The sequence below is a fragment of the Paenibacillus sp. XY044 genome, assembly GCF_002257645.1.
Classification (GTDB): domain Bacteria; phylum Bacillota; class Bacilli; order Paenibacillales; family Paenibacillaceae; genus Paenibacillus_AQ.
The window spans coordinates 60,072-85,713 of sequence record NZ_NQMO01000001.1 but is presented as its reverse complement, the minus strand read 5'-3'; the positions used below and the strand labels follow the sequence as shown (position 1 = coordinate 85,713).

At 53.9% G+C, this 25,642-nt stretch carries 21 protein-coding genes and 1 pseudogene; 5 read left to right on the top strand and 17 right to left on the bottom strand.

The features are described from left to right. Positions 1-22: 22 nt before the first annotated feature. The 3 genes from CJP46_RS00390 (at position 23) to CJP46_RS00380 (ending at position 2,698) form a co-directional block, all read left to right on the top strand. Positions 23-799, top strand: coding sequence for an ABC transporter permease (locus CJP46_RS00390; RefSeq protein WP_094593643.1), 777 nt, complete (start codon positions 23-25; stop codon positions 797-799). Beyond that, positions 796-1,596 carry an ABC transporter permease gene (locus CJP46_RS00385; protein ID WP_094593642.1) on the top strand — a complete coding sequence of 267 codons (801 nt, stop codon included), beginning with the start codon at positions 796-798 and terminating at the stop codon, positions 1,594-1,596. The genes CJP46_RS00390 and CJP46_RS00385 overlap by 4 nt, the downstream gene beginning before the upstream one ends. Positions 1,597-1,684: 88 nt before the next feature. Then, on the top strand, positions 1,685-2,698 hold the full coding sequence (locus CJP46_RS00380; RefSeq protein WP_094594999.1) for an ABC transporter ATP-binding protein: 1,014 nt from the start codon (positions 1,685-1,687) through the stop codon (positions 2,696-2,698). Between the two features lie 99 nt (positions 2,699-2,797). Here CJP46_RS00380 and rfbA read toward each other — a convergent pair whose 3' ends face one another. From rfbA to CJP46_RS00300, 17 genes are all read right to left on the bottom strand, one after another. Further along, positions 2,798-3,685, bottom strand: a complete 888-nt coding sequence (rfbA, locus tag CJP46_RS00375; RefSeq protein WP_094593641.1) for a glucose-1-phosphate thymidylyltransferase RfbA — start codon at positions 3,683-3,685, stop codon at positions 2,798-2,800. 58 nt (positions 3,686-3,743) lie between these two features. Next, positions 3,744-5,927, bottom strand: coding sequence for a right-handed parallel beta-helix repeat-containing protein (locus tag CJP46_RS00370; protein ID WP_094593640.1), 2,184 nt, complete (start codon positions 5,925-5,927; stop codon positions 3,744-3,746). A 160-nt stretch (positions 5,928-6,087) separates the two neighbouring features. Beyond that, entirely contained in the window at positions 6,088-7,317 is a 1,230-nt protein-coding gene (gene cps2T / locus CJP46_RS00365) for a beta 1-4 rhamnosyltransferase Cps2T (RefSeq protein WP_094593639.1), read from the bottom strand. Then, positions 7,314-8,705, bottom strand: coding sequence for a glycosyltransferase (locus CJP46_RS00360; protein ID WP_179280976.1), 1,392 nt, complete (start codon positions 8,703-8,705; stop codon positions 7,314-7,316). Before CJP46_RS00360 ends, cps2T begins: the two co-directional genes overlap by 4 nt. Further along, a complete protein-coding gene (locus tag CJP46_RS36370) occupies positions 8,702-9,919 on the bottom strand; it encodes an O-antigen ligase family protein (protein WP_179280975.1) in 1,218 nt (405 codons plus the stop codon). Before CJP46_RS36370 ends, CJP46_RS00360 begins: the two co-directional genes overlap by 4 nt. Before the next feature lies 1 nt (position 9,920). Then, positions 9,921-11,183 carry a glycosyltransferase family protein gene (locus CJP46_RS00355; RefSeq protein WP_094593637.1) on the bottom strand — a complete coding sequence of 421 codons (1,263 nt, stop codon included), beginning with the start codon at positions 11,181-11,183 and terminating at the stop codon, positions 9,921-9,923. After that, the gene (locus CJP46_RS00350) at positions 11,180-12,397 is read right to left on the bottom strand and encodes a polysaccharide deacetylase family protein (RefSeq protein ID WP_256992138.1); all 1,218 of its coding nucleotides are present in this window, start codon (positions 12,395-12,397) and stop codon (positions 11,180-11,182) included. Before CJP46_RS00350 ends, CJP46_RS00355 begins: the two co-directional genes overlap by 4 nt. A gap of 38 nt (positions 12,398-12,435) precedes the next feature. After that, on the bottom strand, positions 12,436-13,557 hold the full coding sequence (locus CJP46_RS00345; RefSeq protein ID WP_094593635.1) for a GNAT family N-acetyltransferase: 1,122 nt from the start codon (positions 13,555-13,557) through the stop codon (positions 12,436-12,438). Positions 13,558-13,609: 52 nt separating this feature from the next. After that, positions 13,610-14,740, bottom strand: coding sequence for a GNAT family N-acetyltransferase (locus tag CJP46_RS00340; RefSeq protein WP_179280974.1), 1,131 nt, complete (start codon positions 14,738-14,740; stop codon positions 13,610-13,612). Beyond that, entirely contained in the window at positions 14,737-16,221 is a 1,485-nt protein-coding gene (locus CJP46_RS00335; protein WP_179280973.1) for a lipopolysaccharide biosynthesis protein, read from the bottom strand. Before CJP46_RS00335 ends, CJP46_RS00340 begins: the two co-directional genes overlap by 4 nt. Then, on the bottom strand, positions 16,211-17,329 hold the full coding sequence (locus CJP46_RS00330) for a glycosyltransferase family 4 protein (protein WP_094593632.1): 1,119 nt from the start codon (positions 17,327-17,329) through the stop codon (positions 16,211-16,213). The genes CJP46_RS00335 and CJP46_RS00330 overlap by 11 nt, the downstream gene beginning before the upstream one ends. Before the next feature lie 70 nt (positions 17,330-17,399). Then, positions 17,400-19,403, bottom strand: coding sequence for a heparinase II/III family protein (locus CJP46_RS00325; protein WP_094593631.1), 2,004 nt, complete (start codon positions 19,401-19,403; stop codon positions 17,400-17,402). Then, a complete protein-coding gene (gene wecC / locus CJP46_RS00320; RefSeq protein WP_094593630.1) occupies positions 19,403-20,674 on the bottom strand; it encodes a UDP-N-acetyl-D-mannosamine dehydrogenase in 1,272 nt (423 codons plus the stop codon). The genes CJP46_RS00325 and wecC overlap by 1 nt, the downstream gene beginning before the upstream one ends. Before the next feature lie 81 nt (positions 20,675-20,755). Next, positions 20,756-21,652, bottom strand: a complete 897-nt coding sequence (galU, locus tag CJP46_RS00315; RefSeq protein WP_094593629.1) for a UTP--glucose-1-phosphate uridylyltransferase GalU — start codon at positions 21,650-21,652, stop codon at positions 20,756-20,758. 301 nt (positions 21,653-21,953) lie between these two features. Continuing rightward, a complete protein-coding gene (locus tag CJP46_RS00310; protein ID WP_094593628.1) occupies positions 21,954-22,640 on the bottom strand; it encodes a CpsD/CapB family tyrosine-protein kinase in 687 nt (228 codons plus the stop codon). Continuing rightward, positions 22,621-23,370, bottom strand: coding sequence for a YveK family protein (locus CJP46_RS00305; protein WP_094593627.1), 750 nt, complete (start codon positions 23,368-23,370; stop codon positions 22,621-22,623). Before CJP46_RS00305 ends, CJP46_RS00310 begins: the two co-directional genes overlap by 20 nt. A 41-nt stretch (positions 23,371-23,411) precedes the next feature. Then, positions 23,412-24,152 carry a tyrosine-protein phosphatase gene (locus tag CJP46_RS00300; RefSeq protein WP_179280972.1) on the bottom strand — a complete coding sequence of 247 codons (741 nt, stop codon included), beginning with the start codon at positions 24,150-24,152 and terminating at the stop codon, positions 23,412-23,414. Between the two features lie 332 nt (positions 24,153-24,484). Between CJP46_RS00300 and CJP46_RS00295 the strand changes: the two are divergent. Beyond that, positions 24,485-24,727 (top strand): annotated as a pseudogene (locus tag CJP46_RS00295) (helix-turn-helix domain-containing protein); the annotation flags it as partial. A gap of 134 nt (positions 24,728-24,861) precedes the next feature. Further along, positions 24,862-25,509 carry a metal-dependent hydrolase gene (locus CJP46_RS00290; RefSeq protein ID WP_094593625.1) on the top strand — a complete coding sequence of 216 codons (648 nt, stop codon included), beginning with the start codon at positions 24,862-24,864 and terminating at the stop codon, positions 25,507-25,509. Positions 25,510-25,642: the final 133 nt, after the last annotated feature.

Here is a 25,642-nt window from a genome sequence, read left to right as displayed (position 1 = left end):
CAAAACTTATCGGAGGTGTGTAATGCTTTATTTCTCACTGGCTTCAAAAGCGTATGCGCGCAACCTGCAATACCGCGGGGCCCATATGCTGCACAACGTTGCAAGTGCTCTGTTCGGCTACCTGTATGCCTGTATCTGGATCGGCATCGGCCAGGATAGGCCGCTCGGCGAATACGGCGTGCACGGCATGATCGGCTACATCGCTTTTACCCAGGCGTCACTGTGGATTTCCGGATTTACGACCAACGGGCTGGGCATTCCCCAATCGGTCAGGACAGGCCAGATCTCATTGGATCTGATGCGGCCGGTTCATCTGTTCGTTCATTTGATGTGCCGGGAATGGGGTCAAATCGCGTATCAGTTTGTGTACAAGTCCATTCCGATCTATCTGCTGTACGTCCTCGTATTTTCCCTGTCGCTTCCGCATCAAGTCACCACCCTGCTTCTGACGTTGGCCGGTCTGGCCGCAGCCTCCTATTTATCGATTTGTATCAATTACATGATCGGGGCTACGGCGCTGTGGACCACGGAATCCAGCTGGTTGTATTGGATGAACCATGCCCTGATCAATCTGCTGGCAGGTTTCTTTATTCCGGTGGAATGGCTGCCGCATTGGCTGCAAACGGTTTCCTGGTACTCCCCCTATCCTTACCTCCTGTATGTGCCGACCCGGATTTATCTCGGGTTTGAGGATGCCTCCCGGCTGCTGGGCTCCCTGGTATGGTGCGTACTGATGACTTTGGCTTGTCTTGGTATAACGGCGGTCGTTCGCCGCAAGGTGGAGGTGCAGGGCGGATGAGAATCCGGTATTGGCTTCACCTGTATTTCGTATTGATCCGCTCCAGCATCCGCAGCGGGATGCAGTATAAGATGAACTTTCTGCTCGGGACATTCCTGGCTGCCGCGATCCAGATCGCCGAATTTCTCATGATCGCCATCGTGCTGAACAAGTTCGGTGCGGTGAAGGGGTGGTCGCTCCATGAAGTCGCCTACCTGTTCGCCGTCATGACGCTGTCCAAGGCACTGTACCGCAGCTTTGCAAACGACGTTCACCATCTCGAGAACTACCTGACGTCAGGCGACCTGGATCAGCTCCTGACCCGGCCGGTCCCGGTTCTGCTCGCCCTCATGTCGCAAAACTTCCGGATGATGCCGGGGGAACTGCTGCAGGGCGGATTTATTCTGACATGGGCGCTTCACGGGCTGATGCAGGGCGGGCAAATTACGTGGATTGCGGTTCCCTTCACTTTTCTGGTGATCCTTACCGGAGCAGCCATCCTGTTCGCCATCGGTCTCGCCACCGCTACCGCCGGGTTCTGGCTGACCCGGATCAACGAGCTGCAGACGCTGACGGAGGACGCCTCCCAGACCGCGGTCCGTTACCCGCTGGTCTTATATCCAGTCTGGCTCCGGTCCATCCTGCTCGTCGTGATTCCCGTCGGTTTCGTCAATTATGTGCCTTCGCTGTTTATCCTGCGCGGGGAGCTGGGCGCCTGGGTTCTGCTCGGCACCGCCCTAGTGGCGGCAATCTGCCTCTTCGCCAGCATGAAATTGTGGACATTCGGGATGTCCCGATACCAAAGTACCGGAAGCTAGAAAGGAGAATATCGATATGGGAATCATGACAGATGCAGCCGTACATACGGAGGTTGACTTGTCGGCCGGCAAAGATCGGCCCAAGCCGATGATTGAAGCCAGAGGCCTGCACAAGCAGTTTAAAACGCCTGTGGTCAAGGAAGGAAGCTTCGCGGGCATCCGCACCTTGTTTACGAGGGAATACCGCATCAAGGAAGCGGTAAACGATATCAGCTTTACGATCAATGAGGGGGATTTTATCGGCTATATCGGGCCGAACGGTGCGGGAAAATCGACGACAATCAAAATGCTGACCGGCATCCTTCATCCGTCATCGGGGGAAGTCCGGATCGGCGGGGTCGATCCTCATAGGCACAGGCGCCGAGTCGTGAGCCGGCTTGGCGTCGTCTTCGGGCAGCGAAGCCAGTTGTGGTGGGATCTGCCGGTCAAGGATTCGTACGAAATACTGGCCCATATGTACAAGGTTGGAGACAAGGAACGGGACCTGCGTCTCGGACAGCTATCCGAACTGCTCGGCCTGGGAGAATTTTGGACGACGCCGGTGCGCAAGCTGTCCCTTGGACAGCGGATGCGGGCAGACATCGCCGCCTCGATGCTGCATGACCCGGACGTCCTGTTCATGGATGAGCCGACGATCGGCCTCGACGTCACCGCCAAACGCAGCATCCGCGAATTTCTGAAGACGCTCAATTCCGAGTTCGGCAAGACCATCCTGCTAACTACCCATGATATGGACGACATCGAGCAGCTCTGCGAGCGTGTCATGGTCATCAATCACGGGCAGCTCAGTTATGATGGGACCATCGAAGAACTCCGGGAGAAAATCGGTCTTCCGACGATGATCCGGGTGACTTTCGCTGGTGCCTGGACCATTCCTCTTCCACCAGGCGAAGAGAGCCTCCGGCTCCCGCTAGAAGTGCGCCTGCCCTCTGGAGAAGCGTTCCGCGTCGTGGAGACCGGACCCGATTACGTCCGGGTTGAAGCGAACCGCCAGCAGATCCGGGCGGTGGACATTCTGCGCGAAATGGCCGCATGGGGCGAAGCAGCCGACATCCATACGGAAGAGCCGGCGTTTGAGGACGTTATCCATAAAGTTTACTGAGGAAGCAAGAACAAAGAACAGCTGCTGAGCCTGTTCTCCCATTCACAGCCGCCCCTCTGCCGCAGAGGCGCCGGCTTTTTGGTTGTATCCAGCCCTCCATCATTGATAGATGGCCTGGACGTTACCGGCGGCAAGCTGCATCAGATAGGCTCCATAAGCGTTTTTGCTCATTCGCTGGGCCAGCAGTGTCAACTGCTCCCGGTTGATATATCCTTTGGAATAAGAGATTTCCTCCAAACAGGCCACCTTCAGACTTTGCCTCTTCTCAATCGTTTCGATATATTGGGATGCCTCCAACAGCGACTCATGCGTTCCCGAATCAAACCACGAAAACCCGCGGCCCAATATTTCCACCCGCAGCTGTCCACGCTCCAAATACATCCGGTTAATATCGGTAATTTCAAGCTCGCCTCGGTCCGAGGGTACGATTTGCTTGGCGTAATCCACGACGTTCCGGTCATAGAAATACAGTCCGGTTACCGCGTAATTGGACCGCGGCACTGCCGGCTTCTCCTGAATGGAAACCGCCCGCCCGTCTTTATCAAACTCCACCACGCCGAATCGGCCGGGATCCTGCACATGGTAGCCGAAGATCGTCGCCCCTCGCTCCCGCCGTACCGCCGACTGCAGCATTTCCGTCAGTCCATGGCCGTGGAACAAATTATCCCCCAGGATCAGTGCCACGCTGTCGCCGCTGATAAACTCTTCGCCGATGATGAACGACTCCGCAAGCCCGTTCGGCTGTTCCTGCACCGCGTAGGACAGCCGGATTCCAAGCTGCTCGCCCGTGCCGAACAATTCCTCAAACCGGGGGGTGTCCTGCGGCGTCGATATGATCAGAATATCCCGGATTCCCGCAAGCATAAGAACGGATAACGGGTAGTAAATCATCGGTTTGTCATAAATCGGCAGCAGCTGCTTGGAAATGATTCTGGTGAGCGGGTACAGCCTGGTCCCGCTGCCTCCTGCCAAAATAATGCCCTTCACTTGCGAACAACTCCTCTCTTTACCCTCATAGATCTACATACCGCAGGACATCCCCTGTTTATGGGTTCACGCTGACGATGTTGCCGCTGAAATCTCTCCAATTTGCGCCGTCGTAATAAACCGGCTTTTTTCGTACGGTATCATAATACGTGTCGCCTTCCACCGGAGTTTTCGACACTTCGGTGCTTCGCTTCAAATTGATGAACTTATCCTTAAGCACAACTTCCATATACTTGCCGTTCGAGTTATTCGGTTTGCCCCGGTAAAATAGTCTTCCCGTTTGGGTCTGATAGCTGAAAAATCCCGGCGCGTAGTCTCCGGACGGAAACCCGGAGGTGCTCTTCTCATCCAGGACCAGCGGGGTCAGCATCGTTTTATCGAATCCTTTGTAAAAGAACGCAAGCTTGCTGTGGTTATACCATAGTGTTCCGGGATCCACTCCTGTCATGACGCCATTGTTGACGTCGCCCGGCAGCGAGGAAAAGCGCACGTAAGGGGACCGTTCGGCAATTTGGTGACCGGCCCACGACAGATCGGCTTCCACGTGGTCGTCAATCAATAAATTTTGGGGATTGATGTTGCCCCGGATCAGATGGCGGCCTTCCACCACGGAGATGGCCTTTACGACATTTTTTCGACCGGGTCTCGTATCCATCAGCAGATTCCCTTGAATCAAGCAGTAGTCGGCATTGAACAAGTTAATCCCGCAGATTTGGTCATGATTGGTCGCGGGGCTTAAGTCAAGGTTGTTCCAGTTCAGAATCCGGTTGCTCGTGATGACGATATTTTGGCACCGGGATTCGGCATATTTCGGTCCGTTTACCAGCGCAATCCCGGACGTAGGCACATTCTCGATCGAATTGCCGTCGATGATGACGTCCTTCGCCGCGAAAATGTTGATCGCCCCGAAGCTGTACTCCTTCATCGCGGGGGCGCTGATGCTGTTCCCTTCGATCACGCCTTGTCTAACGCCCCAAAATTCGATTCCGTTATACCGGTTATTGATGCAAATATTGTTTACGACCGTTATATCATAGGTTTCGTATTGTTTGGATGCAAACGCCGTGATTCCTTCCTGTCCGTTCCCGATCACGATATTGCCTGCGGCAATGTTGCTGAAGCAGGCCCGGGAGGCGGCATCCGCAATCCCTGTATTAGTGTCGAAGCAGATGCCCTGACCACCGCAGTTTTCCACATAGTTATTGACAATCTGACAGTAGCTGGAGGAGGAAATATTGATTCCCGTATTGCTGTTCGGATCTGTGCCGTTGAACAAGGTCAGATTTCGAATCTGGTTGCCCTGCACGAGCATTCGGGTGCAATCATTAAGATACATGAACCGTTCGTCCTTATTGGCGGATTCCACAATGCGGTTATCCACGAGTTGTCCGTCGGCGGACTGGTAAATATGCCATCCCTCCACATTTTGACGAACCCGGAGATTCCGGATGACGAAATCCGAACTGGACAAAATATTCAGGCTGATGCGGCCCTCAAGATCGGCCACCTCGAAATCGGTTACGCCGGAAGCCGTTAGTTTTGCATCCTGACCCGCGGTATACGGCTCCAGAACAGCCCCCTTCTCTCCTCTCAGCATCATACGATTCTGAAGCTTGATTTCCTTGATCTTGTACGTTCCTGCAGGCAGCACCACGGTCGCCCCCGACCCGTTCGCGGCGTTGACGGCGGCCTGAATGCCGGCTGAATCGTCCGCGTTCCCGTCGCCGGCGGCCCCAAACCACTGCGGATAATATTCAGCCATCGTACCTCTCACGCTTCCCGAACCTGCAAAAATGGGGTACATTCCGGCCTCCACGCCGCCGTTTATGGTCAGCACCTTTCCTTGCGCGATGTTCAGCTGGGCTCCGTTCATCAAGCGAAGGGTAATGCTCGGATCCACCACCGTATCTGCCGCGATCGGGTAGCTTCCGGCGGGGAGCACGAGCACGCCGCCCCCCTGGGCTTTTAGGCGGCTCAGGGCATCAGCGAAGCCTGCAGCGGCAGGGACGCTCAGCCAGGATAAACCGAGCTTGTCGGCGGTGACCGAATGTTCGGCGATTTTGGTCGTCACCACCGCTCCGTCCACCAGGTTGGAAGTCCCCACCGAGTTCAGCGGAAGATTTCCGCCGGTCGCTTCAGCCGCCGATATGGCAGCTATTTTATTATCCGGCTTGGCGCGGCGCGCTTTCCCCCACTGCCCTTTTCCCTTCTTAAGCCGATGACTATTGAAAAGACGACCCATAGGCAAAACCTCCCCATCAACGAATGTCAAGTCCAATGCTATTGTATTCGGGGCAGACTTGCTTAGCTTTGGACATTTTCCTAGGGCCGCTTGCCTATTTTGCCTGCCGCAGGTTCCGTTTAGCGAAGGACTGTGCCATAGCGATTGGGTTCAAGTTACTTTACAACGGCGTTGTCGTGCCCTTAGTGTGTGCCAATTGGCGGCCACCCGCCTGCTTCGCCGGCACATAATCGTTCCCCTGAAACAGCGTTTCGTAAGATTGAACGATTTGCTCCCACGAATATAAGCTCCGGATCCGGTGCTTCGCCTGTTCACCGAGCTCCTCCAGTTGTCCGTGACTCCACGTTTCGGCCTCATCGATCAGCCTGCTTAACGCTCCGGATTCCTTCGAGAAATATTGACAGCTCTCCCCGCCGACTTCCCGGTTGAACACGACGTCAAACAGCAGATTCAACCGGGTCGATGCAAGCGACTCCAAGAGAGAGGGGTTCGTTCCGCCGACTTCATGACCATGGCAGTATCCGTATGCCTTCTCCCTGATCTTCTTCAGGAGCGGCTGATCATAGACGGTTCCTACAAACTTGATCCTTGGATCCGAATCGAATCCCGTTGTTCGCCTCAGCTCGTCATAAAACGGCTGCCGCTCGGTCCCCGTCACAATGACCAGGTCCTTGGCGGTGCCAGACTTCATGAACTCGCGTATAATCAACTCATAGTTGTTCTCCGGAACAAAGCGGCCGATGATCAAATAATATCCGTATTTGGACAACCCGAACCGCTCCATCCAATCCGTAAACCGGCGGTCCTCATCGTCCAGCGGCGATGGCGTTACATCCGCCCCGTAAGCGATGAAAGTTGTGTTCGGCTCATACCGGGCATACATTTCATGAATGTATTGCTCGATCCCGCGGGAATCGCAAACGAGAAGATCCGCGTGCTTCACCATCAGTCTCTCGGACCACTTCCAGTAGCGTTTGACGGGTGCGCTCCATTTCCCCCTTTTCCATTCATGACCGTCTGGATTGACAAATACAGACACCCCCAGCTTTTCGAGCTGCCTTTTTAGAACGTAGAAAAAAGGACCGATCCGGCAGGCCAATACATAAACGATGCAGTTCTGAAGCCGATGAGTTTTGATATATTTCAGGCACTCCAGCAGGCTGAGCAAATCGTAGACGACCGCCCTTGCACTTCCCATCTTCGGCGTATGTACGGGAAAACAGCGCGCATCCTGATATACAAATTCCTCGGCTTTGCGGTCGGACAGGCAGGCGACATGATATTGGGTATCCCCGTCGGTTTTTCTTCCGGTCAGCTGGTCGACGAAAGTCTCAAACCCGCCGTACTTCGCCGGTATTCCTTTCGAGCCAACGATAAACACATGCTTCATTTGACCACGACCTCTTCTCCGATTTGAAGATACCATTCATAGATATCCTGGGCATGCCGCTGCATGGACAAATCCAGCTCGCTGTTCACGATGCTGCGGTTCGCCGCGGCCAGCAAATGCCGGTTTGCCAACAGATGCCCCAGACGCTGTGCCAGATCCGCCGGATCGGGCTCAAAAATCCATCCATTGACTCCGTCTTCGATCATATCCTTCACGCCCGCTTCTCTGGATACCAGCACCGGCACCCCGTGCGACAGCCCTTCCAGCCCGACGAAACCGAAGGTTTCCTTCCATACGCTGGGAACGATCAGCAGATCGGTTTCCGCAAAAATGCCGGCTAACCGCTGCGGTTCGTAGCGGCCATGAAAGGTGCAGTATTCGGCAGGCGGAGCAGGCTCCGGGATGCCGTCATTTCCGTAGACGTGAAGATGCCAACCGCCCGAATGGCTATCAAGCAGCTGAGCCAGCGCCTCCTGCAGCAGGAAAAATCCCTTATAGCGGTCAACCGGCCCTAAATAAGCGATGCGCAGGGGTTCCTCCCCGGCAGGGAATGATTTTAAGACTCTCTGGTCGGCAATATGCCGGTGGCGGATGGAGAGGACTTTGCCCTTCACGTTCAGGTAAGCCGTAAAGATCTCCTTGGCCACCTGACTGTTGAAATGAAATTCGTCGATCATTTGATACATTTCCAGATAATAGCTTCTGAGTTCTTTGTATTCGTTGGCCCGCTCCGGATGAATCATAGGTTTTGAATCCCCCGCTTTCATTGGCTTATGGCTGGAAGTGCGTCCTTTGACGGCCCTGCGGGCCTTTTGCAGAATCCGGCTGTTTTTCAAGCGCTTGTAGCTGTGGGACTGCATCACGTAGATCATTTGCGGCGAATAAGCATGCTGGTTGCAGGATATGCAGCTCTTTCCCTGATCATAATCGTCGCAGTGGACTCCCTCCGCATTCAGGAGGTTGACCTTGGGACAGATGCCGAAGTAGTCGTGCGACGTATACACCGTCCGGATCCGCAGCGCCTTGGCGGCCTCCAGGAGCTCCTTATGGATCCCCATCAAGGTGTGAAAATGGATCAAATCCGGCTGAATTTCCCGGAGCAGCTCAAGGAAAACCGCCGGATCACCAGCTCTGGAAAAAGCGGCCGGACGGCCGATCCCTCCGAGCAGGGGAACCGGAAGCGGATTGATGATCTCGTATACGCCGATGCCCTCAAACGGAGGGTTGGGCTTTGTTTTCATTTTTCCGGACAAAGTAAAACGCCCCGGATACAGCAAGCTGACTTCATGACCTTGCTGCTTTTGGGCCAGCATTAGATCGACGCTGTATTTCGTCAGTCCGCCTGTTCGGTAGGGGGGCAATCCGAGGGTGACATGCAGCAATCTCATCGCTTCAACTCCAAGGTCCCCGTGCTGTGAACGCCTGCGGGCAGACTCGCAGAAGGGGCGGGATTTGGGCTGCGGCTGTGCCGAAGCAAATAGGGATTCGCTATGATTCCATAGACGATCCAATTGACCGGGTTCGTAAAATATCCGCCGGCGATTTGGTAGCTCACAATAAAAAGGAGCAGCGCGAACTTCAATATTTTTTCTTCCGGGCGAACCGGAAGGATCAGCGACAGGAAAAAGGCAACGAGGAGTACGAGCATCAGCCATCCTCCTTCGGCCAAGGCGTACATAAAGGAATTGGAGATGACATCCACCAGTCCGACGCCCGCATACATGTTTCGAATCGTTTCCGTATTCAGGTTGCCGAATCCGATGCCGAAATAATGAGTATCCATCAGCATCTGTTTCATGACGCGAAAGCTGACGTTGAACCGGTATACGACCGATCCGTCATTTCCGTTCACGATATCGTTGAAGCGAAGATAGAAGCTGTTATTGCTGTACACGACCGCCAGCACGCCAAGCACCGCCATAAAGGTCAATGCAATGAGTCCGAGTACCCGAACCACGCTGAAGTTTTCCTTCAAATAGAACAGGTACATCACGACGCAGGCCAACGACAGGCTGAACATCCCGCCCATGCCGGCCGAGAGCACCACGATGACCAGGTTCGCGCCGATCAGCGCCAAGTGGAGAAGGTTCTTTGACCCTGATTTTTCCCGCAGGGTAAAGAAGACCAGCAGCAGTACAAGCAGGGCAGCATGAAAAGAGGCCTCGCTCGGTTCAAAGTACAGCAGCGACAGCCTCGTCTTTTGATAAATATTGACGGTTTCGTCCAATCTCCACAGCCATTCCGTTTTGAACACCAGACTGACGGCAAGAAGGATGAAGTGAAGCAAAGAGGAATAAACGGTCATCTTCCTCCATACCGGCAAAGGGATTTTTGATTCCTTGATTTGAATAAATAAAAAGACATTCAGAAAGATTTTAGCGACATTAATCACCAGTCTTGGAATCTCCACCTGGTCGTTCAGCACGATCTGCAGCAGCGCATACAGGACGATGAGGTAGATGTAGCCCAATGATTTGACCGTCAGCCGCTTGTTTTTATATATATCCACGAGAATCAGGACAAGGCTGAGGAAATACAGCAGGTCCAAGTTGGCGGACAGCATTTCATGCAGCACATAGAAACAGGACAAAATCAGCGCCATTTTATACCCTCTCTACTTTTTTTTGCTTCGCACCATGTACATGCTCTCCGATCATGGCCAGCAGCTGCTTCGCCTGGTTCGTACGGGAAAAGGTTGACCGGCCGGAGAAGTCGAATTCCTTGCCGATCAAGTCAGTCAAGCCATCGGCCACGCTGTCCCGGTGATGTCCAGCGCAGATGCCGTATCGGCCATGGACCAATTCCATCAGCTCCCGGTCGGCCGTAACGGCCAAGATCGGTTTACACGCGCCGATATATTCAAAGGTTTTACCCGGGATGGCATAATCGCTGCCTTTGGTATGCGTAAGAATGACCGCTACGTCCGCTTCTCTCAGCAGTGACGCCGCCGCTTCATGCTTGACGCTTCCTACGATCTCCACCGTAACCCCGTCACCTGTCATGTTCATATTGGATAGATCCCTGGCGGCCTGCTGGTCAAGCAGCCCTACGACTTTCAGCTTGATCCGGATGCCGGACCTCTCATGGAACAGCTGCAGCCCCTCGATCAATGCGCGAATGTTCCGCCCTTTATAGATGGAGCCTATATGAGCCAATGTCAGCTCGCAAATTTTGTCGGAAATACGTTGAAATGCGCAGTTTCGAAATAGTTCCTCGTCGTACCCGTTACGGATCAGCCGTATGGACGGCCTTTCACGCCCGAGGTCATAATGCTGCCGGATCCCCTGAGACACGGCCACAATTTCGTCCGCCAGCCGGGGAATCATCCTCTCTGCCCTGCGGTAAGCCTGGCGAGGCTGACCCTCACCGATGTCATGGTTAATAATGTCTCTGATCTCGATCATAATCGGAATTTCCGGCGCTTTGCGCTTCAGGTATTCTAGGATGTACAATCCGTACACATCCGGAATCGTCAAAAAAACGGCTGATACGTCATTCTGCTCCAAACATGCATCCAGCTCGCGGAAGAGGCGGATGTTCATGCGCCTGAAAGCATAGGAGCTGTATTTAAAGTTCCTCCATGCCGTGATCGTCCATTTGTTTCTGAGCACGCCTTCGAGCCGCTGTTTCAACCCTCGGCCGGACGGCTCTCCGCCATCCATCGTCTGCGTAAAGGTACTGCTGGGCGTATCGTATTTGTAATTGACGGTGGCATACCGGCTCGGCATCGGTCCGCATTTCCGGTCGCTCACGACGATGAGGCGGTATTGTTCCATGAAATGCTTCATCAACCCGGCATACCGGACCGATGCGACCACGGGTGCGTCTTCGATATAATCCGAGATGACGATCATCGTCTTCTTCATCTGGTTTCACCTTCCCGAATGAAATATTCCCCTTTCATCAACGGAAGGTTCGCAATCCCGTCCGCCGCCCGGACCGTCGTGCCGTCAGGAAGCAGGATGCTTGCGGGATGGGGCTGGTCCAGTTTCAGCGAGAGAATGCCGTTTCCGTACCTGGATTCGTGTTCCAGCGTAAACACACTTTCCTCATCCGGATAGGTCACGACCTGCACGTGATCCCGGAGATTTACATAATCGGCAAGCTCCGATCCGGTGCAGTACCACACATTTTTACCGTCCAAATAACGAAAGATCGCCTGCAGGCTGCCGCAGTCGTCAAAAATGTTGGGTGACTGCCTCTTCCCATCGTCTCGCGCGGGCGAAATATGTTCCTGTATGCCGATGACCAGCCTGTTCTCCAGCAAATAATCCAGCTCGCGGAGCTTCCAGCGGCTGAAAGATGTCTTCAAGAGCCGTTTGGCCATCCCCTTCAAGGAAGCATCGGGCCGGTAAATCCCATTCAGCAGCCCTCCATCCACCGTCGAAGGAATGTCAATGACGCCGCTTTCGCCAAAGCGTTTAATATCGTAGTTGGTCAGCGGATCCGGATCCCCGCCGCTGATCCGGCTCATCGCAGGATCTCCCGCCCCCCGGTTCCAGTATCTGCACCACCAGGTGAAGCCGGCCCGTTCAATGCTTTCATCCGAGAAAGCGTTGCCGGCGTAACCGCAGTATTTGCCCCCTCTCGGCCTTTCACCGACGGCATCGGCATAGACCGATACCCCTTCCCCGATGCGCTTCATCGCTTCTTCGGGACTTCCGAACAGCTCCCATTCCTGTATAAAATCCTCTGGAGTCGGGCCCGTTCTGCCATGGGTCGTTCCATGATAGGCGAGTTCATAGCTCGGGTGCTGATGGACGCCTTGGAAGAAAGCCTTGCTCTCCTCATCGGCGTTGATCGGTAGGGAGATCTGCCTGCATACCGGGTGATCGGACATGCCTGCCCGGGCGCCCACCGGGACGAAGAAGGTGACCTTGACCTGCGGAAAATGCCGCAGAATGTGCTCATTCAAGTACCGGAAGGAGGAGGCTTCGCCATTTTTGCAATATCCCCAATCCTCTTCCAAGTCGGGGACTCCGTTATGGTTGACGTCCACCCACGTATTGGCCAGGTCATCAATCATAAAAAAAACGGGCGAATCGGCGCCGTTAAACCATTTGCATTTCTCCATGTGCATGATGTTGTCCCCTTATCCCTTTCCTTCCGTCAGGCGCCTCAGGAATGCAAAGCGGCTTTTCGGTTCAGGTACTTCAAGATCCCCTTCCCCTTTACCAGCATCCGGTACAGCCTGGTGTGAAGGCGGTCATTGTTCCACAGTTGCAGCGAATACATGACGGTAAATTGATTGGTCCACCGAAACTTCCACGGGTACGTACCGGCACCCAGATCGATGTCCGTCACCTGCCCCAGCTCGATCATCCGGCGGATCGTTTCCAGCATCAGCACGTCGAAGACGCCGTATTTGGCATAGTCGGGCGAATATCCGGTATTCCAGCCATACAGCTTTCCCCTGTGCAGAAAAAACAGCTGGTACGCGATCATCACACTCGAATCCTGAAGCTCAAGGAAGGATGCGATCACCTTGTCGTTATTCATGAAAACCCGCTTGTAAAACTCCTCATTCATCCGGTCCTCAAACAAGCTCCTGCGGTCAAACCTCCCCCTCTGCTCGTGCAGATACGCCTTCTCCTGCTTGTGAACATCGGAGATCCGGTCGTAAATATCCCCGCTTTGCCGGCAATCGACCATTTTGAATTGATACCCGGTCTCCTGCTGTAGCTTCCTCAGCTTCTTTCTCGCCTTGGCATTAATTCCGGTCGTCTCCCATCCGGCTTCGATATCCAATCCGCCGATTTGAATGCTCGGGCAGGAGGTGAGGTACTTGATGCTCGGGTTGTACTTGTCATGGCGCAGTAAAAAGTGAAGCAGCGACGTGTCGGTTGCCAGGTGCGTCAATTCAATTTTATCCCACAGGTCCGAATGGTCCTCGATGGCTTTGAAGATTTCCTTGATGATCGCAGCCGGACTGCCTTTTTGGGAATTGAGAATGAAATTGAAATAATCGCCCTTGCCCATAAAGCCGAGCACATGGCATTTCACAATTTTTTTATCCACCGTACGGATGACAAGCGGAGCGATGCCGACCATTTCGTTATCCCTGCTGCAGCAAATAATAAACAGCCTATTGTTCGGGTCCTGACCAAAGGTCAGCCACCACGCATAGTTGTATTGAAAGGTGCTGTAGTAGGTTAATTCTTCGTCCAGCTCCTGCAAGCGCTCCCAATCCTCTTGAATGCCAAGGAATCCATCGGTATCGTTAACAATTTTTATACTCATGATTCCAGTTAAACTCCTTTATCCTTGAGTCAACTCGGCTGCCGATCAGGCATTACAGCATGATCTCAATCATTCCGGTCATGATGAAGGCGGTCTGAAGCATCGTCTTGAATCCGGACAAAAACCGGTACAACCGTCCTCTGGCTTTCAGCAGATTCCACATTTTGAAGGTATAGTTCACGTTGAATCGACTGGTCCATTTAAACTTCCAGGCATAGCTGCCCGCTCCGCAGTCTAGCCGCTTGCCGAGCTTCTCCTTGAACAAATGCTCCAGCGTCTCAACCATGAGCACGTTGGCTAAACCATGAAAAGACGAATACTCGGGGGCGTAACCCGAATTCCAATCATACAGAATATCCTTGTAAAGATAACAGATGCTGTAGTTGATAATTTCCCCGTGTTCATCCTCCAGCAGAAAGACGACCACCTGATCGTTATTCTGGAAAAGGCGTCTGAGAAACTCGTCGGTGTATTGGTTTTCAAACAGGCTTCGTCTTTCGGACCTGCCTTTTTCGGACTGCAAATACTCCTTGAGCAGCAGGTGCACACGGGCTACCCGGTCATAAATTTCCGCGTTCTGCTGGCCGGTGACGACCCTGAAGCGGTAGTTCACCTGTTTGCGCAATTTGTCCCGGGTCTTTTTCATTTTGATAAAATCCTTCGTTTGGCTAAGCCGCTCGTAGGTCTCATGCTCCCTGATCGGGATGACCGGACAGGAAGTGAGGTACTGTACATGTTCGTTATATTGCTCATGGCGAAGCAGGTAATGAAGCAGCTGCGACTCCTGCGTCAGGTGGGTCAGCTCAAATTTGTCCCAGAGGCTGTCGTTAGCGTGAATCGAGCCAAACAGCTCCTTCAGGATTTTGAGCTCGCTTCCGCTCCCCCTTTGGAGCAGGAAGGTGAAATAATCACCCTGTCCGATAAAGCAAAGCGTGCTGCAGCTGAACAGCTTGCTGCGGTCACGGCGAATCATGAGCGGGGCGATCCCCACAATCCTGTTGTCCAGGAGGCAGCACACGATAAAGAGCCGTTTGCTCGGGTCCTTGCTGTGGGTTTTCCACCAGAAATAATTGAACTGAAACGTACTGTAATAGGTTGCATCCGGATCCTGAAGCTCCAACCGCTCCCAGTCTTCCTGAAGGCTTTGAAATTCCTCCATATCGGTCACAATTCGGATATTCATAGCTCGGATTGGACTCCTTTCATGGACATATTCGACTTCTGTTTGAGCACCTGCCGGATCATCCCGCCCAGCTCCGCCCTGGACACCAGCTTGCACAGCAGGCATAAGTAAACGAAGGCGCAGCAGAGAATTCCATTGAACAGAATCTCCAGCAGCACGGAATGGATCACCTGCATCAAGACGAAATAAATGCCGTAAATCGGCAAGGTAACGGACAAGTACTTGTACGGAAACAGCAGGCCGAGCCCAATGGAATAATACTTGGTGCCAAATCGGTAAAACAAATAATTCGAAGCCATATAAGCGATCACGGTGGATATGGCCGAACCGTACAGCCCGAGAAGCGGAATGAGCATCACATTGCAGCCGACGTTGATCAGGGCGGCCGTAATGATAATGATCGAGTACAGCTTCATTTTCCTGGCGATATGGAGCCCCAGCGCATAGAAGTCAGCCGCACCGGCTAAAAAATACGAAATCGCCACGATCGGGATGATGTAGTTCGCATCCCGGTATTCCTCGGTGGCGACCAGTTGGGTGGCTATATTGGCAAACAGCGATAGCCCCAGCACACACAACCAGCCCACGAAGTTGTACAGCCTGAACATTTTCCGGATCTGCTCCGGCCCGGCCGATTCCTTGTACATCGCGTATTTGAACGGCGTGAACACGGACATGAACGGGTTGATGAACACCGGATTGATCAGCATGCCGATTTTGTAACCGATGGAATACACCGCCACCGAAGACAGATTCATAAAACCCTTGATCAGAAAACGGTCGCTGAGGGACAGAACCCATGCGGATACATCGCCAGCGATCAGCCCCGTCCCGTAGCTGAGCATCATCCGCAGCTGCCGGATATTCAGCCTGAAGCGGTACTGCCGGATATGAATCAGGAAGAGCAGGGCGAACACCGTCAAATGGCCGAACAGCTGGGCCTGCAAAATGCCGAGAACCCCCATCTTCAGCACCAGAAAAAAGTACAGCGCGTACAGCAGCGTAAATGCCATCGTGGCGATTTGAATGCTGCTGGCGAGCAGCGCCTTAAACTGCATCGTGTAGTAGCTGGAGTAGATCAAATTATGGCAGGCCAGCACGGAACTCATCACGACATAAGGGATAAACAGATGGGTGGAATCCGAGAAATGAACGAACACATGGGGATAGATCCAAGGATTCACGGCCCAAGCGATGAGAATAAATGCCAGCCCCCACAGCAGGGAGAAATTCACCGCCGTGTTTCTCAGCTCCAGCTTGTTGTCGTATTCGTGGTAAAACCGGACCATTCCCGAAAATACGCCCAACGTAATGCCAAGTGCCAGCAGCTGCTGAATGCTGAGAATGATGTCATACTGTCCGTACTGCTGCTGGCTTAAGTTTCGGGTGTACAGCGGGATGAGGATCAGGTTTACCAATTGGGTCATCAGGGAGGAGCAGAAATAGGCGACGCCGTTGGAGAAAATTTTTTTATTTTCCATAGACCTCCACAGCCGGCTTGCCATTCGGCGCCCCATGCCCCGCGATTCTGGAGTAGACCTGGATGAGCTCCGATGCATAATCCTCGACCTGCAGGTTCCGCAGCTGGTCCTTGTACCGCGAATAGTGGTCGATGATATCGCTCACTTTGGCGGTAAGATCCGCCAGGTCTCGGGAACGGAACATGACCGTCCCCTCCGGCCGTCTGCATACGTCACTCGCCGCACAAGGAATGCGTCCGTGCAGCGACTCTGCAATGGACATGCCGTAACCGTCCGTGTTGGTCGGCCGGATAAATAAGTGGCTTTTCTTCAGGATCGGATAAAATTCCGTATCGTCCACTTCATAGAACATGACGTCGCTGTTCAGTCCGCACTCATCAAGCTCCCGTTTAAGCCTCAAATAGTGGCTTCGTTCCTCCCCGGTTTGAACGGAGACCCCCATGACCGCAATCAACAGCCGGATCCGGATGCCGCGGCCGCGCAGCTCCCTCATCAGTTGGATCAACAAATCGAAGCCGTACAGATCCTCCCCGCGGTAAAAGCGGACATAGCCGTTCGCACAAATCGCAAAATCCGCTTCTTCCAAAAACTTGTACACCCCGGCAGGAATGGCGCTAGCCTCTTCCGCTTGATCCAGCGGATGAATGTATGCCGGAATGGTGACGACCCGGTCATGACGAAATCCCTGCTCCCGCAAAAACCGGGTGGTGTCTTCATTGACGCAGATGATCAGGTCGATGCTCTTCAGGCTGCGGAGGAGAATCCATCGCCTGAACGGACCGGAATGCCGGATCTGATCTTCAAGATTGACCCCGTGAACCGTCAGGATGATTTTTTGGCCAAGCCGTTTATACAGCCCAAGCAGGCTGCGAAGCCTCGGATCGATGGTGTGAAAATGTAGAACATCCCCCTTCAGGAAAGGGATCTTGAACAGAAACCGCCGGTACCGGTTCAAGGGATGGACGTGCGGCTTGCGGCTTGCGCCCTTGGCTTCGTTATAAATCTCATAACCGATGCCCTGCCGCTCCATGACGGCTGACAGTCGGCTGAGATGGACGGATACACCTCCGCGCGGAGGCGGTAGCGGACCGATGAATACGACTTTCATGGAAGGATCACCTCGTTCACTTGAGCTGCTGCGTTTGTTTACTAAGTCAACATGTGCATCTGCTGCGATTTCATTTCCAACGGATGCGGGTACGAAGCCCTCCCGGTTGACTGCTGCGGACCCGGATCAGCCGGCTTGCACGCCGCACGCCGTAGCGGTCCGAAACCCACGAATCTTCCATTTGAATGGCGGACGCGCCCTCAAAACTCATATGTATCGTAACTCCGGCTATTCGAATGAGGACTTTATCGTCCGATTCGGCTGCAGCCGCTCCTGGCGCCAGCATGAATGATGCCGTAAATTCCCGGATCTCCTCCGGCCCCGGTAAAGCCGGATCCAGCCGGTCCGTTAGCGTAAGCTCACCCTCCCGAAAATCAAACTCGCGTCGATGGATGACGCTGCACTTGCCGGCATATCCCGAGTGGCTGCCGGCGAAGAAGCCTTCCCTGAAGGCATCGCAGCACGCAAACGTCTGCTCCCGCATCAGAAACAGCTCATGTTCATCGAAATCGTTTTGTTCATACCCGCCGACTTGAACGGTGTTATGCATTCCCGTACTTCGGAACAGGTTGCGCAGCCGGTAATCGGCAGAGTATACATAGGCACCTGGGTCGACAAAGACATCTTGGCCGGACACCTGAAGCTCAAAACTCAGCTGGTCGTTGTGGCTGTGGGCCCCATGGCCGTGAAAAGACAGTTCCCCGCAGCGCACCAGGCAGTACGCCATGCTGCTGCGCAGCACATAATAGCCGCCATCCGGATACGCCGCGCAAGGCCGGCCCGAGGGCGCTCGTTCAGGCTCGGCATAGGGCCGGTGCGAGGGCAGCCCTGCAATCCACATCGCTTCCTCGCGGTGCAGACGGCCGGCGGCGCGAAACTCGTCGCGGTCGAACAGCTCGCCGGCAACGGCCAGCATATGGCGGCAATCCACCGGCGCCCACCGGCCGTAATTGGACGCGATCATCACGCGTCCGTCGTCCGCATCGCCGATGACCGGCGTTCGCCCGTCGGGCTTCATGAGGTCCAGCATGAACTCGTGCATCTTCTCGAGCCGCTTCATATATTCCGGCGTGAATCCGATCCCGTTGTTGCGGCACCAGACCACGGGCAGGACAAACAGCTCGGTGACGAGCCGGTGATAGGAGGTGGAAGCCTCATAGTTCGATCCGTCCCCGTTCACCTGCACGAACATTTCCCGCTCGGTTTCCCGGATGCCGTAAGCAAGCCACTCCTTGGGGGCAGAGCCGCTTATTCCTTTGCCGCGCACCTCCATATCCCCAAAATAAAGGCCCAGTCCGATCAACCCGGCGAGATCGGATAAATAGTGATTTCCCGTATGCTCGCCCATGTTCTCCAAATTGTTCATAATAAACCCGCCGTGCCTGTACAGCGAGGCATGAACCCGGTCCCAGAACGCTTCTCGGAGCGAAGGGCTTTCCCGGAAAAAATAGATGCCCGCAATCCAATTGACGGCACGGATCGCCACATCCATCGCGCAGGTCCAGTTTATCGACATTTCGGGGGGATTCTCCCGCATCCAGTCGTCCAGCTCGGCTTGAAATTCAAGCGCGTAGGCTTCCCTGCCCGTCAGCCAGTAAGCTTTCCCCAACGTAAAGACATGCTGAAAACGCGAAAGCTCCCAGGGAACCTTCACGTCAGCCCGGTTCGATAAATCGACCGTTCGGATTCGTTTATAATATCGGGGCTCCCACCGGTATCCCGACTTGAAATCTTCATGCCAGGGAAGCCGCTGCCCGAGGGACACCGGACCCGATCCCAGCAGATCGAACTCATGGGCGCAAATGCGGTCCGCCTGCCGGATGATTTCCGTTTCGGCGCCATCATCGCGCAGCAGTCCGGTATACCGCTCCTTGTCCTGCGGATCGAACAGGAACCGGGCGCGGCTCCGGAATCCGCTGAACAGGCTCGGTTCCAGCACGGCCGGAGCCAGTCTGTGCCGAATGCTGTGATAGGCGGTACGCGTTTCCTCAAGGGCTTTTCCCGCGACCTTGGCGGCCGCCGCATGCAGCGGCATCGTGCGAAGCTTTTTCACTTTCATCATCAGCGTGGACATCACTGCACCCCGACCCGTTCCCGGGGCAGCTCGCTGAAGAAGCCTCTTGTGTCGATCACGATTTTTTCCTGAAGCAGATTGCGGTCAATATGGGAGAAAGCGTCGTGGTTCACGAGCAGCAGTACGATATCCGCTTTACGGACCGCCTCTGCCGCTTCCAACAGCTGAACCCCGGTTGCCGTGAGCGAAGCCGGCAGATGCTGGATATGCGGCTCCACCGCATAAATATCCCCGATCCGCGCTTTGGCCAAATGCTCCACGATCGCAAGCGCCGGGCTTTCCCTCAGGTCGTCGATGTTCGCCTTAAAAGAAAGTCCCAGGCAAGCAATGACGGGCGATTTCAAACGTTTAGCCCGCTCCGTAACCTTATTCACGACGTAACCGGGCTTATAGTCGTTAACGATTCTGGCGGTATGAATCAGCTTGGCCTGTTCCGGTGCAGCGTTGACGAGAAACCATGGATCGACCGCGATACAGTGCCCTCCCACCCCCGGCCCCGGCTGAAGAATGTTCACCCGCGGATGGTGGTTCGCCAGCCGGATCAATTCCCACACGTTGATGTCCAAATGGTCGCAGATGAGCGACAGCTCGTTGGCGAAAGCGATGTTGACATCACGGAAGGAATTTTCGGTCAACTTGGCCATCTCCGCCGTTTTGGCGTTGGTTTCGAGTATTTTTCCGCTGACGAACTGCTTGTAAAAGGCCACGGTCCGCTGAGTCGACTCATTATCGATCCCCCCGATAATCCGGTCGTTTTCCACAAGCTCTCGGAGGATTTGCCCCGGCATCACCCTCTCAGGACAATGGGCGACATAGATCCGCCGGGCAGCATGCTGCGGGGCTCCAGATACCGTCAAGTCGGTCCGGACGTCCAGAATCGAGCGTGCAACCATCTCGGTCGTCCCCACCGGACTCGTGGATTCCAGGATGACGATATTGCCCGGCCGAAGGAAAGGAGCCACGGAAGCAGCCGCCTGTCTGACGTAGGATAGATCCGGCTTCTGGTCCTCCTCAAAGGGAGTGGGAACGGCCAGGATAAATACATCGGCCTCCTCCGGTTCTTCCGAAACGTGCAGTTGGCCGCTTTGAACGGCCGCCTTCACCATAATGTCCAAATCCGGTTCCACGATGTGGACTTCGCCTTGGTTAATCAACTCTACCGCATGCCGGTTCGTGTCCACGCCATGCACTTCAAAGCCTTTAATCGCAAGCAGGCTGGCTGTCGGCAGTCCGATATAACCCAGCCCCACGACGCAAATTTTTCTGACCATAAGTCCGCCCCTGCCTTCATTTCATAGGATTATGAAATTCCTTTTACCGTTTCATACTGCAACCAGGCGCTCACATCCCGGTCAAAGCTTCGGCTCCACATTCTCCGTCTGCAGAATTCGGTCCAGTTCCCTTAAGAGGGGCATCCGGAGTTCTCCCTGGCGAAGCGCAAACTGAATGGTCGTCAGGATGTACCCGAGCTTCTCGCCGACGTCGAAACGTTCACCTTCGAATTCATAAGCCAGGCAGCGATGTTTAACGATCAGCTGCTGGATGGCATCCGTAAGCTGGATCTCTCCGCCATAACCGGCCTCCTGATGTTCCAGAAGGCTGAATATTTCCGGGGTAAGCACGTAACGGCCCATAATGGCCAAATTCGACGGCGCCTCTCCCGCAGCGGGCTTTTCCACCACTTTGCGCAGCTCAAAGGTCCGCTTGTCCGTGTCGTGGATGGCACTTGGATCGATGATGCCGTACCGTGATGTGTGCTCGTACGGCACCTGCCCGACCCCGACGACGGAGCAGCCGTGCTTTTCGTACTGCCGGACCAGCTGCCCGATGCAAGGTGCTTGCGCGCGGACGATGTCATCTCCGAGAAGCACTGCGAAGGGCTCGTCGCCGATAAAATTCCGCGCGCACCATATGGCATGGCCGAGACCTTTGGCTTCCTTTTGCCGGATATAATGGATCTCTACGGCCGACGAACGCCGGACCATTTCAAGTACGTCCAGCTTCCCTTTTTCCAGCAGGCTAAGCTCAAGCTCGAAGGAGTAATCGAAATGATCCTCAATCGACCGTTTTCCCTTACCGGTGACAATGATAATGTCCTCAATTCCCGCCTCAATCGCTTCCTCCACAATGTATTGAATGGTCGGCTTGTCGACGATGGGCAGCATTTCTTTGGGCATGGCTTTGGTCGCCGGCAGGAAACGGGTACCGAGTCCGGCGGCCGGTATAATGGCCTTTTTCACTTTTTTCACTTGAATAAACCCCCAGCTTATATATTGTTGTATCCTTGGATTGTATGTTTTTTCTGTTCATCTGGATGAAAGGATGAGCTATACTGACCACGAGCAGCATAGCTCATGCTTCCATCCGAAGCATGAGTGTTTCCGGGCATTGAACCCGACCTCACATCACGCTCTCGACGATGAACGTCTAAGGTATCCGCATACCCACAGCATGACCGAGTGCCTACCCGTGATAAAGGTGCAGTAGACATGACCTGAAGATGTGCCTTGCGTTCAGGTGTTTCTTGATGTCCGAAATGTCCAAAAAACTCTATTGATGACCGTAATAACGGTACTGGTTCGCCTCTGATTTACTGTACTTTTTCTGATTCAGAACGACGCCGAGAATCGTTGCCTTCGCAAGCTCCAGCTTCTCTTTCGTTTTCTGAATATACTCGCGCTTGACTTTCCCCGACAGGACGACAAGGATCACACCGTCGCACACGGATGAGACGATCAAGCCGTCGGCGACGGCCATCACCGGTGAAGTATCGATCAGGATCACGTCGTAGACGGACTTCCAGCCGTCGATCACTTCCTGCAGCCGGTCGGATGATAACAGCTCGGTCGGATTTGGGGGAACCGGACCGGCGGTCACCAGTGTAAGGTTATCCACTACGGTCGTTTGCACGACATCGCCGAAAGCGCATTGTTCCGCGAGAAGGTTCGAGAGCCCGAGCCGGTTCGGCACGTTAAAAATGCTCTGAAGCGAAGGATGCCTGAGATCCGCGTCGATCAGCAGCACGTTTTTTCCTTCCTGGGCATAAGCCACCGCCAGATTGCTGATCGTCGTCGATTTCCCTTCCCCCGCCTGAGTCGAGGTCACGGCCAGCACCTGCAGCTTTTGATTCCAGCCGGAAAATTGGATATTGGTCCGGATGTTGCGGTACCCTTCCGAGATCGACGATCCGCGGTTGACGTTCATGATCAGCTTGTTTCTATTGGCTGACTGACGCATACTTTTCACCTGCCTGTTGTTTGGACTGGGCGGCCGCCCGCGTTCGCAGGTCCCGCTTCTTCATTTTCCGGATCGCTCCCAGCGTCGTCAGCTCAAGATACCGCTCCACGTCCTCTTCGGACTTGATCGTGTCATCCAAATACTCCATTAACAGGACTACGCCGACGATGATCATGAACGATGCGGCAAAAGCGATGACGATATTGAGGAGGACATTCGGACTGACCGGATCGGGTACATTCGTCGACAAGGCATTGTCCAAAATCGAAATATTGTCCACTTTCATGATTTGGGGAATTTCATGCTTGAACACGAGCGACACGGCGTCCACAATCTCTTTGGCATGCTTGTAGGAAGCGTCACGAATTTTGAGCTCGATGATTTGCGAATTTTGGGTCGTGACAACCTCGATCCGGTTCATCAAGTCCTGTGCGGTCTCATGCAGACCAGGATACTGGCTCACGACCTTTTCCATAATCGAAGCGGAGCTGATGATGACCTTATAGGAATTGATCAGCATAATATTAGAATTGATTTCATTAATATCGAGCGTCGGCTTTCCTCCGTTGTCCAGATTCGACTTATTGACGATCATCGTGCTGCTTGCCTCATATACCGGCTTCATGACATAGATGCTGTAGGCACCGGTGCCCGCCGAACACACAACCACCACGAGTACGATCAGCCAAAGGCGCTTCCTTAACATTTGCAGCAGCAGCTTAAATTCCATAAATTATTCCCCCAAATTTCATCTAATGGTTGCCGTCCACTCTAGACGGTAGGTTGATGAAACGTTACGATCTCCTTTCCGCTGACGAGCTGCACCGCATGGTCCTCCAAGCTCTTCCGGAACCCTGCTCCACACAGCTTGTCGATGATCCCGATTCCTTCCTGCGCATAAAATTTCCTTCGGACCGTATTGTGCGCATCCGTTCCAATCAGATGGACCAGCCGCTGCTTGCACAAGTACGCAGCCGTGCTCTGCACCGATTCCCCAAAAAAACCGGCAAGCGACTGTGTAGTAACCTGCAGCAGGACGCCAAAGTCCCGGATCCATCCCGATACCTGGTCGGGCTGATCGATAATCCCCAGATTCCGTTCGGGATGAGCAATGACGACCCGAATGCCTTGCCGCTTCATGAAGGCAAGAAAGTCAGCAAAATAACCGGGTACCTTGCGGGACGGAAGCTCTACGAGTAAATAGCGGCTGCCGGCAAGCGTCTGGATCCGGCCGAGCCGGAATTCTTTGGGATAGTTTTCGGTAAGGTGATATTCCTGACCCGGGAGCACCTTCAAGGGGATGCCGCGGCGCTTGAGCTTGGCGTTGAACAGCTTCACGCGGCGGTTGATTTTTTTGGCGGAGTTCAGATAGTGTCTCTCTCGGTGATGCGGGGTAGCGATAATCGTGGTAATCCCCTCTTCCACCGCAGCCGAAGCCATGCGCAGTGCCCCATCGATCGTTTTCGGGCCATCGTCCACAGCCGGCAGGATATGGCAGTGTGTATCGATCATACGTATCAGCATCCATCTCATTGATTTTTGAAACACTACGCAACATTATGTATCATTAAATCAGGAAGCTCGACAGAATGTGAACTGGTTCTTGCTTCCTGGTGTAACCGATTGTGACAAAATGCGTCTTTATTCCTGGATTTGGCATAAACTATGAATAAAGATTGACTTTCCAAGAGGAGAACGAACCTGTTTTTTTGGGTAAATCGGTTCAAAAACGGCTTACACTATTGACGACACTGTTAATTTACGATACATTTTGTATCATGTCAAGCGTTATTTAGCAGGACCAATTGCTTACGCATACCCGGGTATTCAAGGGGGGGAAAGAAATGAATTACGGCAACCGAATATCAGAGCTTAGGGAGCAGAAGGGATTGACTCAGGAGGCATTGTCCATAACCCTGGGGATCAGCCGTGCGGCCTTGTCCCACTATGAGAAAAACCGTAGGAAACCGGATTTTGATACGCTGTCGCGGCTGGCTGATTATTTTCAGGTCTCCGTTGATTATTTGCTTGGACGCACGGAGGCTTCCACGGCGGGAGCGAAATCGGAAGCAGCGAATTCGGCCGATTAACCCGCTGATGACTACGATCTTTTGCCCCTTCCTCTTAGACAGGCATGTACACATGACGCCAAAACGTGTATAATACGTTAGCAAACATATGTTTGCCTGCAATCATCCATATGTCAGTCAGAGGAGGAGAAATGAAGGGTTCGACACATCTCGCAATAGGCGTAGTGATCGGCGCTGCCGCCGCAGCCCATTATCCGTTTACGCTGAAGCATGCAGCGATGTATATCGCGGTTTCCGCCTTATCGGCGCTCAGCGCAGATCTCGACGGCCCCAGCATGCTCAGTTCTACCCTCGGCCGGTTCTCGAAATGGCTCAGAGAGTGGCTGTACTGGTCCGGGCTGCTGCTCGTGATCGTCCTGGGGTACCTGTATATCGCCAAGGGGAGCTTTTATCTCGAATATTCCATCTTGGCGCTCGTCCTGTTTCTGCTCGGACTGATCATTAAGGACGGCATGATCCGTAACGTGCTCGTCAGCCTGATCGGCTGCATTTTGATTTACGCCGGAATACATAACGCCATGGTCTGGATGTCCGGACTGGGCGCATTTGTGGGTATCGCTCCTTGGCTGAAGCACCGCGGCATGACCCATACCGTCTGGGCGGTTTGGCTCTGGGCATGGATCAGCTCCGGACTGCAGGCATACCTTGATCTGGAAGGAATCATGCTTGTATCCACCGCAGGGTACCTGTCCCATCTGATCGCCGATTCGATGACGCCAAGCGGTGTGAAGTGGCTGTATCCGCTCTACAGGAAATCCTTTAAACTTCCGTTTAAATAGCCGCGGCTGTCTCAGACGATCCATCCCTTGAACCAAGGAAGCCGAACAAGTTTCCTGAACCACGTCAATATTGAACTCATAACAGGCATAAGCCTCCTGTCAATTGCCCAACCTTTTGCACCAACTTGTGTGC

What these genes read in the sequence shown, in the direction of transcription:
- CJP46_RS00310 (WP_094593628.1), bottom strand. Translation starts at nt 22,640, where the DNA reads ATGCGTCAGTCAGCCAATAGAAACAAGCTGATCATGAACGTCAACCGC.
- CJP46_RS00345 (WP_094593635.1), bottom strand. Translation starts at nt 13,557, where the DNA reads ATGAGTATAAAAATTGTTAACGATACCGATGGATTCCTTGGCATTCAA.
- CJP46_RS36370 (WP_179280975.1), bottom strand. Translation starts at nt 9,919, where the DNA reads ATGGCGCTGATTTTGTCCTGTTTCTATGTGCTGCATGAAATGCTGTCC.
- CJP46_RS00350 (WP_256992138.1), bottom strand. Translation starts at nt 12,397, where the DNA reads ATGCACATGGAGAAATGCAAATGGTTTAACGGCGCCGATTCGCCCGTT.
- CJP46_RS00325 (WP_094593631.1), bottom strand. Translation starts at nt 19,403, where the DNA reads ATGTCCACGCTGATGATGAAAGTGAAAAAGCTTCGCACGATGCCGCTG.
- CJP46_RS00390 (WP_094593643.1), top strand. Translation starts at nt 23, where the DNA reads ATGCTTTATTTCTCACTGGCTTCAAAAGCGTATGCGCGCAACCTGCAA.
- CJP46_RS00330 (WP_094593632.1), bottom strand. Translation starts at nt 17,329, where the DNA reads ATGAAAGTCGTATTCATCGGTCCGCTACCGCCTCCGCGCGGAGGTGTA.
- CJP46_RS00370 (WP_094593640.1), bottom strand. Translation starts at nt 5,927, where the DNA reads ATGGGTCGTCTTTTCAATAGTCATCGGCTTAAGAAGGGAAAAGGGCAG.
- wecC (WP_094593630.1), bottom strand. Translation starts at nt 20,674, where the DNA reads ATGGTCAGAAAAATTTGCGTCGTGGGGCTGGGTTATATCGGACTGCCG.
- CJP46_RS00380 (WP_094594999.1), top strand. Translation starts at nt 1,685, where the DNA reads ATGATTGAAGCCAGAGGCCTGCACAAGCAGTTTAAAACGCCTGTGGTC.
- CJP46_RS00290 (WP_094593625.1), top strand. Translation starts at nt 24,862, where the DNA reads ATGAAGGGTTCGACACATCTCGCAATAGGCGTAGTGATCGGCGCTGCC.
- CJP46_RS00360 (WP_179280976.1), bottom strand. Translation starts at nt 8,705, where the DNA reads ATGAGATTGCTGCATGTCACCCTCGGATTGCCCCCCTACCGAACAGGC.
- cps2T (WP_094593639.1), bottom strand. Translation starts at nt 7,317, where the DNA reads ATGAAGCATGTGTTTATCGTTGGCTCGAAAGGAATACCGGCGAAGTAC.
- CJP46_RS00385 (WP_094593642.1), top strand. Translation starts at nt 796, where the DNA reads ATGAGAATCCGGTATTGGCTTCACCTGTATTTCGTATTGATCCGCTCC.
- CJP46_RS00305 (WP_094593627.1), bottom strand. Translation starts at nt 23,370, where the DNA reads ATGGAATTTAAGCTGCTGCTGCAAATGTTAAGGAAGCGCCTTTGGCTG.
- CJP46_RS00355 (WP_094593637.1), bottom strand. Translation starts at nt 11,183, where the DNA reads ATGAAGAAGACGATGATCGTCATCTCGGATTATATCGAAGACGCACCC.
- CJP46_RS00300 (WP_179280972.1), bottom strand. Translation starts at nt 24,152, where the DNA reads ATGATCGATACACACTGCCATATCCTGCCGGCTGTGGACGATGGCCCG.
- CJP46_RS00335 (WP_179280973.1), bottom strand. Translation starts at nt 16,221, where the DNA reads ATGGAAAATAAAAAAATTTTCTCCAACGGCGTCGCCTATTTCTGCTCC.
- CJP46_RS00340 (WP_179280974.1), bottom strand. Translation starts at nt 14,740, where the DNA reads ATGAATATCCGAATTGTGACCGATATGGAGGAATTTCAAAGCCTTCAG.